A 15,538-nucleotide genomic window follows, 5' to 3' on the forward strand; every position below is an offset into this window, starting at 1 on the left:
TACGCGAGCGAGACGGAAATTCCCTTAACGCGAGAGGTTAATCTTTTCTTATGCGCGTGGGTGGGCGCGGTCGTAGACCTCGAGCAGGCGTGAGGAATCGACGCCGGTATAGACCTGCGTCGTCGAGAGGCTGGCATGGCCGAGCAGTTCCTGGATGGTGCGCAGATCACCGCCGCCAGCCAGCAGATGGGTGGCGAAGGAATGGCGAAGCGCGTGCGGTGTTGCCGTATCCGGCAGCCCGAAGGCGCTGCGCAGTTTTTGCATGCCGTGCTGGATGATGCCCGGCTGCAGCTTGCCGCCGCGCGCGCCGCGAAAGAGGGCGTCATCGGCTTCGAGATGATAGGGACAGAGCTTGCGATATTGATCGACCGCTTGCGTGACGATCGGCAGCAGCGGCACCAGCCGTGTCTTGTTGCCCTTGCCGGTAATGCGCAGCGAGGTTGCGCCCGGCAGAAAATCCTGCGGCTTCAGATCCAGCGCTTCAGAGATGCGTAGCCCGCAGCCATAGAGCAGGGTCAGCACGGCGGCATCGCGCGCGGCGATCCAGGGTTCCTCGTGCAGCTGCGCCTCGTCACTGACGACGGTAATCGCCTGCTTGTCGGAAAGCGGCTTCGGCAGCGATTTCGGCTGTTTCGGCGAGCGCACCGCAGCGGCACCCGCGGCATTCACCAGGCCCTTCTTTTCGAGATAGCGCAAGAGCGAGCGAAGCCCGGCAAGATTGCGCCCGAGCGAACGCGCGCCCGCGCCGTCCTTGCGGCGGGCGGCAAGGAATGCGCGAAAGTCGGCGGGGCGGAGCGCATGAATATCCTCGATCGTCGCCGGACCGCCGAGATGGCCGGTGAGGAAGGTCAGGAATTGCCGCGTATCGCGTTCATAGGCATTCAGCGTATGGGCGGCGAGCCGCCGCTCCTGGCCAAGCGCTTCGAGCCAGCGGTTGCGTTCCGCCATCAACCTGGAGTCGGCGATAACAAGCAATTCGTTCAGTGGAAAACCCCTTGAAATTCAGATCGCATCTGCCACTTTGAAGGAAGGAAGGTTATGGAATCGCTAATTTTCCCGCTGCTTCCGGTGCGTTTTCCCTTCGTGCCGCGGGGCGCATCTGGACTTCAATGAAACTGCATATGGCTCGTTCCGGATCTCGGATGGTTCGCCTTCCATATGCGAGGCGCTTGTCATGCTTCGATCATATTCGATTGCGATAGAATATATCCCAACCATTCAGGATACTTCATGGCACGCCGCGGTTCGATAACTGCACTCGGGCAGATTGCGGAAGCAATCGCTTTGGTGTCCCAGGGACAGCCAGGACATATCGTCGATACGTTGATCGCAGAGCGCGGGCAGAAGATCGTCCGAAACCCGCTCTGGCCACTCATGCGCCCCTTTCTCTACACGCTGCTGCGCTACAACAAGGCAATCGAATTCGCCGATGATGTCGCCAAGCTTTCGGGCTTCCAGTGCTTCGAATATATGAGCGATCTGCTGCGCCTCGACATCGGCGTGACCCATGCCGACCGCATTCCGGCTAAGGGCGGCTTCATTCTCGTCAGCAATCATCCCACAGGCATTGCCGACGGCGTCGCCGTCTTCGATCTTCTGAAGTCGCGCCGGCCGGATATGATGATCTTTGCCAATCGCGATGCGGTGCGGGTCAACCCGCGCTTCGCCGAAATGATCATTCCGGTGGAGTGGCGCGAGGAATATAAGAGCAAGCTAAAGACGCGCGAGACGCTGCAGCTGACCAACCGCGCCGTTGCCGATGGCAAGGTGACGGTGCTCTTTCCGTCCGGCCGCATCGCCTACTGGGCGAACGGCAAGCTGAACGAGCGTCCATGGAAGACCTCGGCCGTGGGCTTGGCGCGCAAATACAATCTGCCGATCCTGCCGGTGCATCTGACGGCGCGCAATTCCGGCCTGTTCTACTGGTTCGCCAAGTGGTCGACCGAGCTGCGCGACATGACCGTGTTCCACGAGCTGCTCAACAAGCGCGGCGACCGGTTCGATTTCCTCGTCGGCAATCTCATCCCGGTCGAGCATCTGGACGGCGACGTCAACGAAGTGACGAAGGCACTGGAGAGGCACACCGTCTTCGACCTTGCGGCTGATGGCAATGCAACCTTCGCGCCGCTTGTTCCTCCGAACGAGGATGAGACCCTGCTTTCGCATTCTCTTTAATATAGGAATCGGCTAAACCCTCGGGCATGCAGCTTCGCTCCATGTTTGCCCGGAATTATCGCTCCCTGCGCTCGATCCGAATGGATCTCGCCGATGTGAACCTGTTCATTGGCGAGAACGGGGTGGGCAAGTCAAACCTTTATCGCTCGTTGCAGCTAGTGCAGGCCGCGGTTCGCGGGCGTCTGGCGCATGAGATTTCCAATGAGGGTGGCATGTTCTCGGCCATGTGGTCGGGCAAGCGGCGTTCGCATGAGTCTGCCCGCATCCGCTTCGATGTCGAGTTGCTCGACATGGAGCGGGCGGCGACCTTCCGTTATTGGATCGAGGCGGGCATGCGGCCGCCGCTTCCCGCCGCGGGTTTTTCGCTAGAGCCACAGGTCAAGGCCGAAGAACTTTCCGTCGAAACAGGACGGCGAGCGGTGACGATGATGAAGCGCGAGGGGCCTGGCATTTCCGTGCGCGGCGAGAGCGGCCGCATGGAGCAGCATCGGGATCATGCTCTGACATCCGAAACTGCGATCGCATTGCTGGGCGATGCCGGCTATTTTCCGGAGGTCGGCACCTTCCGCCGAGCCGTCGATGCCTGGCGATTCTACCACGGCTTCCGCACCGATCGCGGCTCGCCGCTGCGTGCGCCTTGCCTTGCCGTGACGTCTCCCATGCTGGACGAGGACGGCGCCAATATCGCCGCCGTTTTCGCGACCCTCGTTCATACGCGCGAAGATACCGTCGAGCTAGACCGGGTTCTTGCCGCAGCGCTCGGAGGGGCGCGGCTTGTTGTGCCTGAACCGCAGGAAACTGCGGATTTCGGACTGATGCTGCCAGAATTCCCCAACCGCGTCTTCCAGCCGCGCGAATTGTCGGACGGCCAAATCCGGTTTCTCGGTCTTGCTGCAGCCCTGATGTCCTACCGCCTGCCGCCGCTGATCGCGCTCAACGAGCCGGAGGCAAGCCTGCATCCCGACATGCTGGTGCCGCTTGCCGACATGATCGCTGAGGCGGCGAAGACAAGCCAGATCTGGATCGTCACCCATTCCGAACGTCTGGCAGAGGCCGTTCGCGAGCGCTGTGGCGCGAGGCCGCGCCGCGTGATCCGCGAAGATGGCTCCACCTGGATCGACGGCATGCGGCTGACGGGCGAAATCGACGAGGATGAATAGCAATCCGATTTCGTTGCCTTCCAAACTTATGCGTCCGCAGAGATCATATCGGCAAGCGGCGACGGCATATCCACATGAACGGCTCGGCGCGGTCATTTACCTCGCCGAGCCGCATCGCTCTTGGAGCGGTTCACTTTTTCACGGAATCTCTGGACCGCTCTATCTCTTTGTTTTCACGCAATTCTGGACGGAAAACCGCCGTAAAATTTTCCTGGAATTGCTCTTAGGAGCGAAGGTTTTCTCTGATCCACTCTTCGGCGGTTGTAACCTTTATGCCGTTCCGCTCATTGAAGCTGCCGCGCTTTGGCCATGCCACGCCTTTGCCCTCGGCGAAGACCGCCCGATATTTCTTGATGTGGTTATCAGGGTCCTGTGTAAGTTCCGACTTGAGCTGAGGAACTGTCCATTCCACTTTCCTAAACGGTCGCTCAAGCACGGTTTGAAGCTTGTCGGCAACCTCACCGTAGGTCACGGTGTCGCCGGCGAGATAGACGATCTCGTTGCGGATCATCGGCTGAGCGAAGACCACCTCGGCGGTCAAGGCACCTATGTCATCGGGAGTCGTCAGCGTAACTTCCGTATCCAGGCTGCCAAGTGCGTTGACTACGTTGTTTTCGAGATCGACGACCTCGAAGATCGATTCGAACAAGAAGCTCGTGAACATTCCCGTAGAGATCACCACCCAGTCGGTTTTGTCTTGCCCACGCAGAAGGTCACGCACGTCGATCTGGGCGTCGAACAGGTCCTGAGGGCTGCCGCGACCGATGACGTCGAAGTCCACGCCAAACTGCCAAGGGAAATAGCGCTTGAGGTTCGCTTCAAGTGCAGCTTTCGCAAGTTTCATGGGCGTGTTTCGACCAGCGGAAAAGCCCGCACAACCGATCACCGTATCAAAACGTGCGAAGATCGCTGCGAGCTCACTTATCGTTGCGGCAAGGATGTCGCCAGTGACGATCTCGATCCCCAGTTCACGTATCTCGAAGACATCACGCTGTTTTACCGGGTCGGTCGACTCAACGGTCGCCGCCCGCAAGAGGACGCTGATGGCTGTACCCGAATGATCCTTGGCCTTACGCGCCAGATTGCGTAGTACAGGCATACCAAGCTCTCCGGCACCAATGACCAGGATCGACTGTCCTTCTGTTGTTTGCGTGGAGTTCATTTTGGAAATCCTTTCTACTCTCACCGTTCGTGGGAACGGGTAAATGGCATCTCTCAGAAAGGATCGTAAGAAGGTACACGCGTGATACCGTAGGGCAGAAAGATGACGAGAGACGAAATCCTGAACTATTCTCAAGCCGTCTGCGACGGCCTTCGCGAAGATGATGACGGGGTAAGACGTGAAGTTCTGACCCATGCAGGGAACAGATGGTCGTTGGGCGTCATCCACACCTTAGGCGTCTATGGCAGACTACGCCACGCGGATATCGGACGACGAATGCATGGTGTTACCCAGAGGATGCTGACACGCACTCTCCGAGAACTTGAGAGAGATGGGCTGGTCACACGCTACGATCTGGTGGAGATGCCGCCACGCGTAGAATACGAGCTTACCGAGTTGGGAATGGAGCTCCTGATCCGCATGATCCCGCTTTGGACATGGGTGGTTGAAAATTCAGATCAGTTTCGAAAATCGCGTGAGGACTACGATTCCCGCCTGCATGCGAAACCATCATGGCAGACTTTTTAACGAGCTCGTAGGCTGCTATGGGCAGCTATCCATAATTATCTGCGGTTAGGACACACCGGGCCGCTTGGGCCGATAGCGATCATTGATGACGCTGTCGCAAAGGACGAATATTTCTGGTAGCCGCAAGCCATCCGCATTGTGCGGATAGTCATGCGCCACTCCCGGGTTTCCTTTTTTGTCCGTCCGGGGCATGGTCTGCCGCAATGAGCAAAGATTCTTCCGATCTGTTCGGTGCGCTTTTCGAGGCGGCGCCCGCAAAGCCTATGATGAGCCGTACGGTACCCGTTCTCGTGCCGATGCCGGCGCCGCGGGCCTATTCCTATGCCGTGCCTGAGGGCATGGCGGTGGAGCCGGGTTCGGTCGTGCAGGTGCCGCTTGGGCCACGCCAGGTCATTGGCGTCGTCTGGGATGGCGAGGATGACGGCGGCGTCGATCCGAAGAAGCTTCGGCCGATCAGCCATGTGTTCGATTGCCCACCGCTCGGTAAGCACATGCGTGACTTCATCGATTGGGTTGCCGCCTATACGCTCTCGCCGCCGGGGCTTGTGGCGCGCATGGCGCTACGAGCGCCGGCTGCCTTTGATCCCGAGCCGATGATCGAGGGCCTACGCTTCATCGGCGGCCAGCCGGAACGGATGACGCCGGCTCGCGCCAAGGTGATGGAGATCGCTGCCGACGGGCTTTCCTGGACGAGGCTTGGCCTCGCGCATGCGGCGGGTGTGTCCACCAGCGTCGTCGACGGATTGATCTCGCAGGGCATTTTCGAGACGATCTTTCTGCCGCCGCCGCCTGTCGTCGCCAAGCCTGATCCGGAATTCACCGCGTCGCGGCTGCAGGGGCCGCAAAAGGATGCGGCCGACGAAATCCTGGCCGACGTGCGCAAGGGCGAGTTCGCGGTTTCGCTGATCGACGGTGTCACCGGTTCCGGCAAGACGGAGGTCTATTTCGAGGCCATTGCTGAAACACTCCGGCGCGGCAAACAAGTGTTGATCCTGCTGCCGGAGATCGCACTGACGGCCAGCTTCCTGGAACGCTTTCAGGATCGCTTCGGCGCCAAGCCGGCCGAATGGCATTCCGATCTTGCGCCGAAGATGCGGGAAAAGGTCTGGCGTCAGGCTGTGACCGGCGAGGTTCGGGTCGTGGCCGGGGCGCGTTCGGCGCTCTTCCTGCCCTTCGAGGATCTCGGGCTGATCATCGTCGATGAAGAGCATGACCCTGCCTATAAGCAGGAGGATCGCGTTTATTATAATGCGCGCGATATGGCCGTGGTGCGCGGCCGCATCGGTGATTTTCCCGTCGTGCTGGTGTCGGCGACGCCTTCGGTCGAGAGCCAGGTTAACGGCCAGAGTGGGCGCTATACCACAATCCATCTGCCGACTCGCTTCGGCGATGCGGCGCTTCCGGATCTGCACCTGATCGATATGCGCCGGCATGCGCCCGAGCGCGGCGGCTTTCTTTCGCCCGTCATGATCCGCGCGATCGGTAAGACGATTGCCAAGGGCGAGCAGGCACTCTTGTTCCTCAACAGGCGTGGCTATGCGCCGCTGACGCTCTGCCGGGTCTGCGGCCACCGGTTTCAATGCCCTCAATGTTCGAGCTGGCTGGTCGAGCACCGTTTCCGCAACCAGATCCAATGTCATCAATGCGGATATGCCGAGCGCACGCCGGAGGCCTGCCCCGAATGCGGCACGCTGGATCATCTCGTTGCCTGCGGGCCGGGCGTCGAGCGCATCGCCGAAGAGGTGGAGCGGCATTTCCCCGAGGCGCGGACGATCGTGCTCTCCTCGGACATCATGGGCGGCGTCAAGCGCTTGCGGCTGGAGCTGGAGGCCATCGCCAAGGGCGAGGCCGACATCGTCATCGGCACGCAGCTCGTCGCCAAGGGGCATAACTTCCCGCTGATGACGCTGGTCGGTATCGTCGATGCGGATCTCGGCCTGGCGAATGGCGATCCGCGCGCTGCCGAGCGGACATTCCAGCTCCTGTCGCAAGTGACAGGGCGCGCCGGGCGAACCGGTCTCAAGAGCCATGGATTGCTTCAGACCTACCAGCCGCAGCATCCCGTCATGCAGGCGATCGTATCCGGCGATGCCAGCGCCTTTTACGAGCGCGAGATTTCGGAGCGGGAGAGGGCCATCTTGCCGCCCTTCGGCAGACTTGCGTCGATCATCGTCTCGGCCGACAGCAGGCAGGATGCCGAAACCCATGCCCGCGGCATGCGCAATGCGGCGCCGCAGGTCTCGGGCATATCGGTACTGGGTCCGGCCGAAGCGCCGATCGCGCTCGTGCGGGGGCGACACCGCTTCCGCCTGCTGGTGCATGGCCGGCGCAATTCCGACATGCAGGGATTCCTGCGGGCCATGCTGGCGCAATCGCCTAGGGAGCGCGGCTCCGTGCAGGTGCAGCTCGATATCGATCCGCAAAGCTTTCTGTGATTGGCGCGGCAGATATCCTGGCTGCACCTTTCCCTTGTAATGCGGATCATGCCATAAGTCGGCCGTCTCACTTGACCTGATTTGTGCGCGGCTGATTTTGAGGACGATCGATGGAGCTTTATTTTCCGACCGAATTCGGCGAACGGCTTGCCTACTGTTCGGCTGCCATTACGGCGCTGATCGGCCTCTTCCTGATGTTCGCGCCGGGTTACACCTATCGCTTCCTCAAGCTGCAGGTGAAGGAAGGCCGTTCGGAAGCCTATGCCGAGGCTCGCTCGGCTGGCGGCTTTATGGTGGGTTTGGGTTTGGTGGCAATCCTGCTGGCGCAGCCGATGATCTATCTGGCGCTCGGTGCCGCGTTCGGCGTCGCGGCGTTCGGCCGCATCCTCTCGCTCATGTCTGATCGGGGCAGTGTATTTTTGAGCCTTCTCCTTCTGGTTGTGCAGGCGATTCTTGCTGCGCTACCTTTTCTCTATGGACTTGGCTATATTTGACCCGAAAACGGCTCCGGCGCGGCCATTTTTGCCTGCGCTATCCCCATGCTTTTCGAATTTTGCCATCATAAATTCGCCCGAATGGCGTATTCGTCGAATACGCGTGTTGCGAGTCTCAATATCCTATGTTAGACGAACCCCGAATTTCGGATGAGGCAGGAGCGCGCTCCTGCTGATTTCTGGGGGAAATCAAAACGAATTCAAGGGCATATCGCTTCCGTCACTCGGAAGTTTGGTTCTTGGGTTGAAATCAGGGAATTTTGTGCCCGTGGCAGACACATCCCAGCATGTTTCTGGTGTCGCAGAACGATATGCCTCGTCGCTGTTCGAATTGGCTCTTGAAGAGGGTGCCGTACCGGCAGTGACCGCCGATCTCGATCGGTTCCAAGCCATGCTCGACGAAAGCGAAGATCTGAAGCGCTTCGTCCTCAGCCCGGTCTTTTCGGCTGAAGAGCAGGTCGGCGCGATCCAGGCGCTGGCAACGAAGGCCGGCTTCGGCGCTTACGTCACCAATTTTCTGAAGCTTGTGGCCAGCAATCGGCGCCTTTTTGCGCTGCCGGGCATGATCAAGGCTTTCCGCATCATCGCCGCCCAGCATCGCGGCGAGATTTCCGCCGAGGTCACCTCGGCCCACGCGCTGACTCCGGCGCAGGAAGATGAATTGAAGGCGGCGCTGAAGGGCGTCACCGGCAAGGACGTGACGATTGTCGTCACCGTCGATCCGTCGATCCTTGGCGGCCTGATCGTCAAGGTCGGTTCGCGTCAGATCGATACGTCCCTTCGCACCAAACTCTCCACCCTTAAGCTTGCATTGAAAGAGGTCGGCTGATGGATATCCGCGCCGCGGAAATTTCCGCAATTCTGAAAGATCAGATCAAAAACTTCGGCAAGGAAGCTGAAGTCTCCGAAGTCGGCCAGGTTCTCTCCGTCGGTGACGGTATCGCCCGCGTCTACGGTCTGGACAATGTCCAGGCTGGCGAAATGGTCGAATTCCCCGGCGGCATTCGCGGCATGGCCCTGAACCTCGAAGCCGACAATGTCGGCGTGGTTATCTTCGGCTCCGACCGAGATATCAAGGAAGGCGACACCGTCAAGCGTACCGGCGCGATCGTTGACGTTCCGGTCGGTCCGGAACTGCTCGGCCGCGTTGTCGACGCGCTCGGCAACCCGATCGACGGCAAAGGCCCGATCAATGCGACCCGCCGTTCGCGCGTCGACGTCAAGGCTCCGGGCATCATTCCGCGTAAGTCGGTTCATGAGCCGATGTCGACCGGCCTCAAGGCCATCGATGCCCTGATCCCGGTTGGCCGCGGCCAGCGCGAGCTCGTCATCGGTGACCGCCAGACCGGCAAGACCGCCATCATTCTCGACACGATCCTGAACCAGAAGGCCATCCACGATGCTGGCCCGGACAGCGAAAAGCTTTACTGCGTCTACGTCGCCGTTGGCCAGAAGCGTTCGACCGTTGCCCAGTTCGTCAAGGTGCTCGAAGAGCGCGGCGCGCTGAAGTACTCAATCATCGTTGCCGCAACGGCGTCCGATCCGGCTCCGATGCAGTTCCTCGCTCCGTTCGCCGGTTGCGCCATGGGCGAATACTTCCGCGACAACGGCATGCACGCCCTGATCGGCTACGACGACCTCTCCAAGCAGGCCGTTGCCTATCGTCAGATGTCGCTGCTGCTGCGCCGCCCGCCGGGCCGCGAAGCTTATCCGGGCGACGTTTTCTACCTGCACTCGCGTCTCCTCGAGCGCGCTGCAAAGATGAACGATGAGAAGGGCGCTGGTTCGCTCACCGCTCTCCCGGTCATTGAAACGCAGGGTAACGACGTTTCGGCCTTCATTCCGACCAACGTGATCTCGATCACCGACGGCCAGATCTTCCTTGAAACCGACCTGTTCTATCAGGGTATCCGTCCGGCCGTTAACGTCGGTCTGTCGGTTTCGCGCGTCGGCTCGTCCGCTCAGATCAAGGCGATGAAGCAGGTTGCAGGCTCGATCAAGGGCGAACTCGCCCAGTATCGTGAAATGGCCGCCTTCGCCCAGTTCGGCTCCGACCTCGATGCTGCAACCCAGCGCCTGCTGAACCGCGGTGCTCGCCTGACCGAACTCCTGAAGCAGCCGCAATTCTCGCCGCTGAAGACGGAAGAGCAGGTTGCGGTGATCTTCGCCGGCGTCAACGGCTACCTCGACAAGCTGCCTGTTGCCCAGGTCGGCAAGTTCGAGCAGGGCCTGCTGTCGTACCTCCGCTCGGAAGGCAAGGAAATCCTCGACACCATCCGTACCGAAAAGGCCATTAGCGACGCGACGAAGGGCAAGCTCACCGCTGCTCTCGACAGCTTCGCCAAGTCTTTCGCGTAATCGGGCCAAGCTCTAGGACGGACCAAGGATGCCTTCACTCAAGGATCTGAAAAACCGGATCGCCTCCGTCAAGGCGACGCAGAAGATCACCAAGGCGATGAAAATGGTCGCCGCGGCGAAGCTTCGGCGTGCGCAGGAGGCGGCCGAGGCCGCCCGGCCTTATTCGCAGCGCATGGCCGCTGTTCTGGCCAATATCTCGGCTGCCGTCAGCGATGCCGACGGCGCGCCGCTGCTGATGACCGGAACCGGCAAAAGCGATGTGCATCTGCTCGTCGTCTGCACGGCCGAACGCGGCCTGTGCGGTGGTTTCAATTCGCAGATTTCGCGCTTCGCGCGTGACCATGCCCGCAAGCTTCTGGCCGAAGGCAAGACGGTGAAGATCTTCACCGTCGGCAAGAAGGGCTATGACGTCCTTCGCCGCGAATATGCGTCGCTGATCGTCGAGCGCAAGGAATTGCGCGACGTCAAGCGCATTGGCTTCGACAATGCCGACGCCATCGGCAAGCGTATCATCGATATGTTCGAAGCCGGCGAATTCGACGTTTGCACGCTGTTCTACTCCGAATTCAAGTCGGTGATCAGCCAGGTGCCGACGGCACAGCAGCTCATCCCGGCTTCGGCTCCAGCCGTCGTCGAACAAGACGCAGCCCACAAGGGTGCCGTCTACGAATACGAGCCGGATGCGGCTTCGATCCTCGCGGACCTGATCCCGCGCAACATCTCCGTCCAGATATTCCGCGCGTTGCTCGAAAACGTCGCCGGCGAGATGGGCGCTAAGATGAGCGCGATGGACAATGCGACGCGCAACGCTGGTGAGATGATCAACAAGCTGACGCTGAACTACAACCGTCAGCGCCAGGCACAGATCACCAAGGAATTGATTGAAATCATTTCGGGCGCGGAAGCGCTCTGAGGTTAGGGAAAGAGGGTAAGAAAATGGCTGACGCAGCTACCCCCGCAGGTTCTGTCGGTAAGGTTACTCAGGTTATCGGCGCCGTTGTGGACGTTGCTTTCGACGGCGAGCTCCCGGCGATCCTGAACGCGCTTGAAACCGACAATAACGGTAATCGTCTGGTTCTCGAAGTCGCACAGCACCTCGGCGAAAATTCCGTCCGCACCATCGCCATGGACTCGACCGAAGGTCTGGTTCGTGGACAGCGTGTCAACGACACAGGTGCACCGATCTCGGTTCCGGTCGGACATGAGACGCTCGGCCGTATCATGAACGTCATCGGCGAGCCGGTCGACGAAGCAGGTCCGCTGAACACCTCCAAGAAGCGCGCCATCCACCAGGATGCTCCGTCCTACGTCGAGCAGTCCACGGAATCTCAGATCCTCGTCACCGGCATCAAGGTCGTCGATCTCCTCGCTCCTTACGCAAAGGGCGGTAAGATCGGCCTGTTCGGCGGCGCTGGCGTCGGCAAGACCGTTCTCATCATGGAGCTGATCAACAACGTCGCCAAGGCGCACGGTGGTTACTCGGTATTCGCAGGCGTGGGTGAACGCACCCGCGAAGGCAACGACCTCTACCACGAAATGATCGAATCGGGCGTCAACAAGCATGGCGGCGGCGAAGGCTCTAAGGCAGCGCTCGTGTACGGCCAGATGAACGAACCGCCGGGCGCGCGCGCTCGCGTCGCTCTGACCGGTCTGACCGTTGCTGAAAACTTCCGCGATGAAGGCCAGGACGTTCTGTTCTTCGTCGACAACATCTTCCGCTTCACGCAGGCTGGTTCGGAAGTGTCGGCTCTGCTCGGCCGTATTCCTTCGGCCGTGGGTTATCAGCCGACGCTCGCCACCGACATGGGCCAGATGCAGGAACGCATCACCACGACGACGACCGGCTCGATCACCTCGGTTCAGGCCATTTACGTTCCGGCCGACGACTTGACCGACCCGGCACCGGCAACCTCGTTCGCCCACCTGGACGCAACGACCGTTCTGTCGCGCTCGATCGCCGAAAAGGGCATCTATCCGGCCGTCGACCCGCTCGACTCCACCTCGCGCATGCTCGACCCGATGGTCGTCGGCGAAGAGCACTACGAAGTTGCCCGTAAGGTCCAGTCGACGCTGCAGCGCTACAAGGCCCTGCAGGACATCATCGCCATCCTGGGCATGGACGAATTGTCCGAAGACGACAAGCTGGCTGTTGCCCGCGCTCGCAAGATCGAGCGCTTCCTGTCGCAGCCGTTCTTCGTCGCCGAAGTCTTCACCGGTTCGCCGGGCAAGCTCGTCGCTCTCGAGGACACGATCAAGGGCTTCAAGGGCCTCGTCAACGGCGAATACGACCACCTGCCGGAAGCTGCCTTCTACATGGTCGGCTCGATCGAAGAAGCGATCGAAAAGGCCAAGAAGCTGGCTGCCTAATCAGGCCAATCCATCGGCGCGCGGCTTTGCCCGCGCGCCCTTGCCTTGCGAATAAGACAATCGAGAAGTGACGGGTCATGGCTGACAATTTCAATTTCGAACTGGTTTCTCCGGAGCGCCTGCTGCTGTCGGAACAAGTCATCGATGTCGTCATCCCCGCGAGCGAAGGCGAGATAACCGTCATGGCGAACCATGCGCCGACCATGACCACCATCAAGCCGGGCGTCGTCAAGGTGCATTCCGCTTCGGGCAAGAAGCAGGACTACGTCGTTTTCGGCGGCTTCGCCGACATCCTGCCGACCGGCTGCACGCTGCTCGCCGAATCCGCCGTTCCGGTCGAGGACATGAGCCGCGACGAGCTGGACCGCCGCATCAATGCCGCCAAGGCCGAGCTCGAAGATGCCGAGCATCACGAGCACAAGTCGCGTCTGGAGCACTTCATCATGGAACTCTCGCATCTGCGTGGCTCGATCACGCAGGATTGATGCGGTCAGCGTAGTGATGAATGAGATGAAAGCGGTCTTATGGGCCGCTTTTTTGTTGGAGGATCTGGGCCACCTCGTGGTTCGAGGCATCACTGTTTTCGCTCCGCTTAACGGCGCTGCACCTCACCATGAGGACGGATGGTGAGCGACCGCATCTGTCATTTCTAGAAGCGAAGGCATTGAGGCAATTCCCCCGAAGCCGCATCAAACCTATTGCCCCTGCAGCAGAAACCGATGCAACTGAGCCGCCTCGGGAGAGAGCGAGCGAAAGCGCGGGGCGCCCAGATAATATCCGAAGCCGCTCTCGACGCGATCGTTGCCGATGGTGACGAGCGCGCCGGATTGCAGGTATTCCTCGATGAGGCCGAGGCTGCCGAGCGCTATGCCTTCGCCCCGGAGCGCTGCTTCCACCGCCATGATATAGGTGGAGAAGGACAGGCGAGGTCGCGGCGGCTTGCCCTTCAAGGGGTCTCCGATGCGGCCGAACCATTGGCGGAAGCTGATCCAATGGGCGTTGGCGCGTTCGTAGTCGATGAGATCGAGCCCGGCGATATCGACCGCCGTCAGCGCCTGCGGGTCGAGGCCGCGGGCTGCCAGGTAATCCGGCGAGGCAACCGGGACCAGCACCTCGTTCAAGAGTGGCGTCAGGCTCCAGCGCGGATGCTCGCCGGTAGAATAGATGATGATGAGATCGTGGTTCTCCGAGGCGAGTTCGGAATGCACGTCCGTCGTCAGCAGGCGCACGGAGATGCCGGGGCTCTCCTTGCCGAAATCCCTGAGCCGCTGCCCGAGCCACAGATGCGAGATCGAGCCGCTTGCAGCAATCGAGATGATTTCGCCCGTGCCGGCGCGAAAGGGTTCCAGGCTCTCCTCCAGATATTCCAGCGTGGCGCGGACGCGCTGAAACAGCCGCTCGCCATCCGGCGTCAGCGCCAGATTGCGGCCTCGGCGGGTAAAGAGCGTCGCGCCCAGGTGATCTTCCAGCCCCTTGATGCGGCGGCTGACGGCGGCCTGGGTGATGTTCAGTTCGCGGCCGGCGCGCGAAAAATTCATGGCGCGCGCGGCCGCATCGAACACGCGGAAGGCCTCCAGCGGTATTTTCTCTAGCATTGGCTCTCCATAACTTGAGATCATCAATATTCCCGATAATTGGCCGGATTTGAAGATCTGAAATTGTGATGCAGGATTATGACATGATTTTCAGCCGCTTTTCCAAGGGGTCTCTGCGTGTCCTTCTCCATTTCCGCCATCCCAGACATTCGTTTCGGTGAGGGTGCGCTCTCCGGCCTTCCCGCTGCGGTCAAATCCTTCGATGGCGTCGGCGCCGTTCTGCTTGTCATCGATGCCTTCCTGGCGCAGTCCGGCCTTGCCGCCAGGGTCAGCTCCGAGCTTGCGGAAGCAGGCGTGAACACGCAGGTCTATTCCGATTTTGCCGGCGAGCCAAAGCTTGCGCATCTGCATGCGGCGATCGAAGCTGGGCAAGGGGCGGATATGGTGATCGGCATCGGCGGCGGTTCGGCGCTCGATATAGGCAAGATCGTCGCCTGCTGCATCGCTTCCGGCGAGGATCCGATGCACTATGCGCTGGCCGCTAACCCGCTGCCGAAAAGCCCGTTGAAGAAGATCATGATCCCGACCACGGCCGGCACGGGATCGGAAACATCAGCCACGAATATCTTTGCCGGGCCTGAGGGCAAGAAGCTCTGGATCTGGGGGCCGGAAACAAAGGCCGATCTCGTCATTCTCGATCCCGCACTGACGAAGACCCTGCCAGCAAGCCTGACCGCTTGGTGTGGTTTCGATGCTTTCATTCATGCCTTCGAAGCGGCAACGAACCGCAACTCGCATCGCGGCGCGCAATTTTATGCGCATCAAGCGCTGCGGCTGATCACCGGCGCTCTGGAGACGGCCGTCAAGCAACCCAACGATATCGCCGCACGCGGCGACGTATTGCTCGGCTCCTGCTTTGCCGGCATTGCCATCGATAATTGTGGTACGGCGATCGCGCATAATATCAGCCATGCACTGGCGGGCCTTGGCCCGGTCCATCATGGTCTTGCGACCGCGCTCGGCTTCGAGGTGACGCTGCCATGGCTTGTCGAAGCCAATACCGCAGATTTGAACGCGGCGGCCAAGGCTTGTGGCGTCGAGAGCGCCGCTGAACTTCCCGCTTTCGTTTCAGACTGGATGGACCGCTGCGGTATCGTTCGCGCGCTGCCGGCTGCCTTCAAACCGTTCGATGCCTCCGATCTCGCCCGCGAGATGCGGGCGACCGAAAACCAGCCCATGCGGCGATCGACGATCCGCGACGTGACGGATGCTGACATCGACCGCTTTGCTGCCGCCGTCATGGCGCTGCCGAAAGGAATTTGAG

The 15,538-nt window shown here is 60.5% G+C and carries 14 protein-coding genes; 11 read left to right on the top strand and 3 right to left on the bottom strand.

All coding sequences use genetic code 11. The features are described from left to right. Nucleotides 1-48: 48 nt before the first annotated feature. Complete coding sequence (locus tag FHT85_RS19235; RefSeq protein ID WP_112412637.1) at nt 49-984, bottom strand: tyrosine recombinase XerC; 936 nt, start codon at nt 982-984, stop codon at nt 49-51. A gap of 246 nt (nt 985-1,230) precedes the next feature. Between FHT85_RS19235 and FHT85_RS19240 the strand changes: the two genes are divergently transcribed. Beyond that, nucleotides 1,231-2,175, top strand: coding sequence for a GNAT family N-acetyltransferase (locus FHT85_RS19240; RefSeq protein ID WP_112336376.1), 945 nt, complete (start codon nt 1,231-1,233; stop codon nt 2,173-2,175). A 26-nt stretch (nt 2,176-2,201) separates the two neighbouring features. Further along, the gene (locus tag FHT85_RS19245) at nt 2,202-3,335 is read left to right on the top strand and encodes an AAA family ATPase (RefSeq protein WP_112412638.1); all 1,134 of its coding nucleotides are present in this window, start codon (nt 2,202-2,204) and stop codon (nt 3,333-3,335) included. Nucleotides 3,336-3,558: 223 nt separating this feature from the next. Here FHT85_RS19245 and FHT85_RS19250 read toward each other — a convergent pair whose 3' ends face one another. Beyond that, nucleotides 3,559-4,497 (bottom strand): aromatic alcohol reductase, encoded by a 939-nt coding sequence (locus tag FHT85_RS19250; RefSeq protein ID WP_112400508.1) that lies wholly within the window; start codon nt 4,495-4,497, stop codon nt 3,559-3,561. Nucleotides 4,498-4,599: 102 nt separating this feature from the next. On the opposite strand from FHT85_RS19250, the gene FHT85_RS19255 reads away from it, so the two are divergent. The 8 genes from FHT85_RS19255 to FHT85_RS19290 all read left to right on the top strand — a co-directional run bounded on the left by FHT85_RS19255 (nt 4,600) and on the right by FHT85_RS19290 (nt 13,164). Beyond that, the gene (locus tag FHT85_RS19255; protein WP_112400509.1) at nt 4,600-5,025 is read left to right on the top strand and encodes a winged helix-turn-helix transcriptional regulator; all 426 of its coding nucleotides are present in this window, start codon (nt 4,600-4,602) and stop codon (nt 5,023-5,025) included. Between the two features lie 203 nt (nt 5,026-5,228). Then, nucleotides 5,229-7,460, top strand: a complete 2,232-nt coding sequence (locus tag FHT85_RS19260) for a primosomal protein N' (protein WP_112400510.1) — start codon at nt 5,229-5,231, stop codon at nt 7,458-7,460. Between the two features lie 110 nt (nt 7,461-7,570). Beyond that, a complete protein-coding gene (locus FHT85_RS19265) occupies nt 7,571-7,954 on the top strand; it encodes a DUF4345 domain-containing protein (RefSeq protein WP_112336382.1) in 384 nt (127 codons plus the stop codon). 262 nt (nt 7,955-8,216) lie between these two features. Then, nucleotides 8,217-8,783, top strand: a complete 567-nt coding sequence (locus tag FHT85_RS19270; protein WP_112400512.1) for a F0F1 ATP synthase subunit delta — start codon at nt 8,217-8,219, stop codon at nt 8,781-8,783. Further along, the gene (atpA, locus tag FHT85_RS19275) at nt 8,783-10,312 is read left to right on the top strand and encodes a F0F1 ATP synthase subunit alpha (RefSeq protein ID WP_112336384.1); all 1,530 of its coding nucleotides are present in this window, start codon (nt 8,783-8,785) and stop codon (nt 10,310-10,312) included. Before FHT85_RS19270 ends, atpA begins: the two co-directional genes overlap by 1 nt. 28 nt (nt 10,313-10,340) lie before the next feature. Next, complete coding sequence (locus tag FHT85_RS19280) at nt 10,341-11,225, top strand: F0F1 ATP synthase subunit gamma (RefSeq protein ID WP_112336385.1); 885 nt, start codon at nt 10,341-10,343, stop codon at nt 11,223-11,225. Between the two features lie 23 nt (nt 11,226-11,248). Next, complete coding sequence (atpD, locus tag FHT85_RS19285; protein ID WP_112336386.1) at nt 11,249-12,679, top strand: F0F1 ATP synthase subunit beta; 1,431 nt, start codon at nt 11,249-11,251, stop codon at nt 12,677-12,679. A 77-nt stretch (nt 12,680-12,756) separates the two neighbouring features. After that, nucleotides 12,757-13,164, top strand: coding sequence for a F0F1 ATP synthase subunit epsilon (locus tag FHT85_RS19290; RefSeq protein WP_112412639.1), 408 nt, complete (start codon nt 12,757-12,759; stop codon nt 13,162-13,164). 210 nt (nt 13,165-13,374) lie between these two features. Here FHT85_RS19290 and FHT85_RS19295 read toward each other — a convergent pair whose 3' ends face one another. Then, nucleotides 13,375-14,274, bottom strand: coding sequence for a LysR substrate-binding domain-containing protein (locus FHT85_RS19295; protein ID WP_112336387.1), 900 nt, complete (start codon nt 14,272-14,274; stop codon nt 13,375-13,377). 117 nt (nt 14,275-14,391) lie between these two features. Here FHT85_RS19295 and FHT85_RS19300 point away from each other — a divergent pair, with 117 nt between their 5' ends. Then, nucleotides 14,392-15,537 (top strand): iron-containing alcohol dehydrogenase, encoded by a 1,146-nt coding sequence (locus tag FHT85_RS19300; protein WP_112412640.1) that lies wholly within the window; start codon nt 14,392-14,394, stop codon nt 15,535-15,537. Nucleotide 15,538 lies beyond the last annotated feature (1 nt).

This window comes from Rhizobium sp. BK312, assembly GCF_014193605.1.
Taxonomy (GTDB): Bacteria; Pseudomonadota; Alphaproteobacteria; order Rhizobiales; family Rhizobiaceae; genus Rhizobium.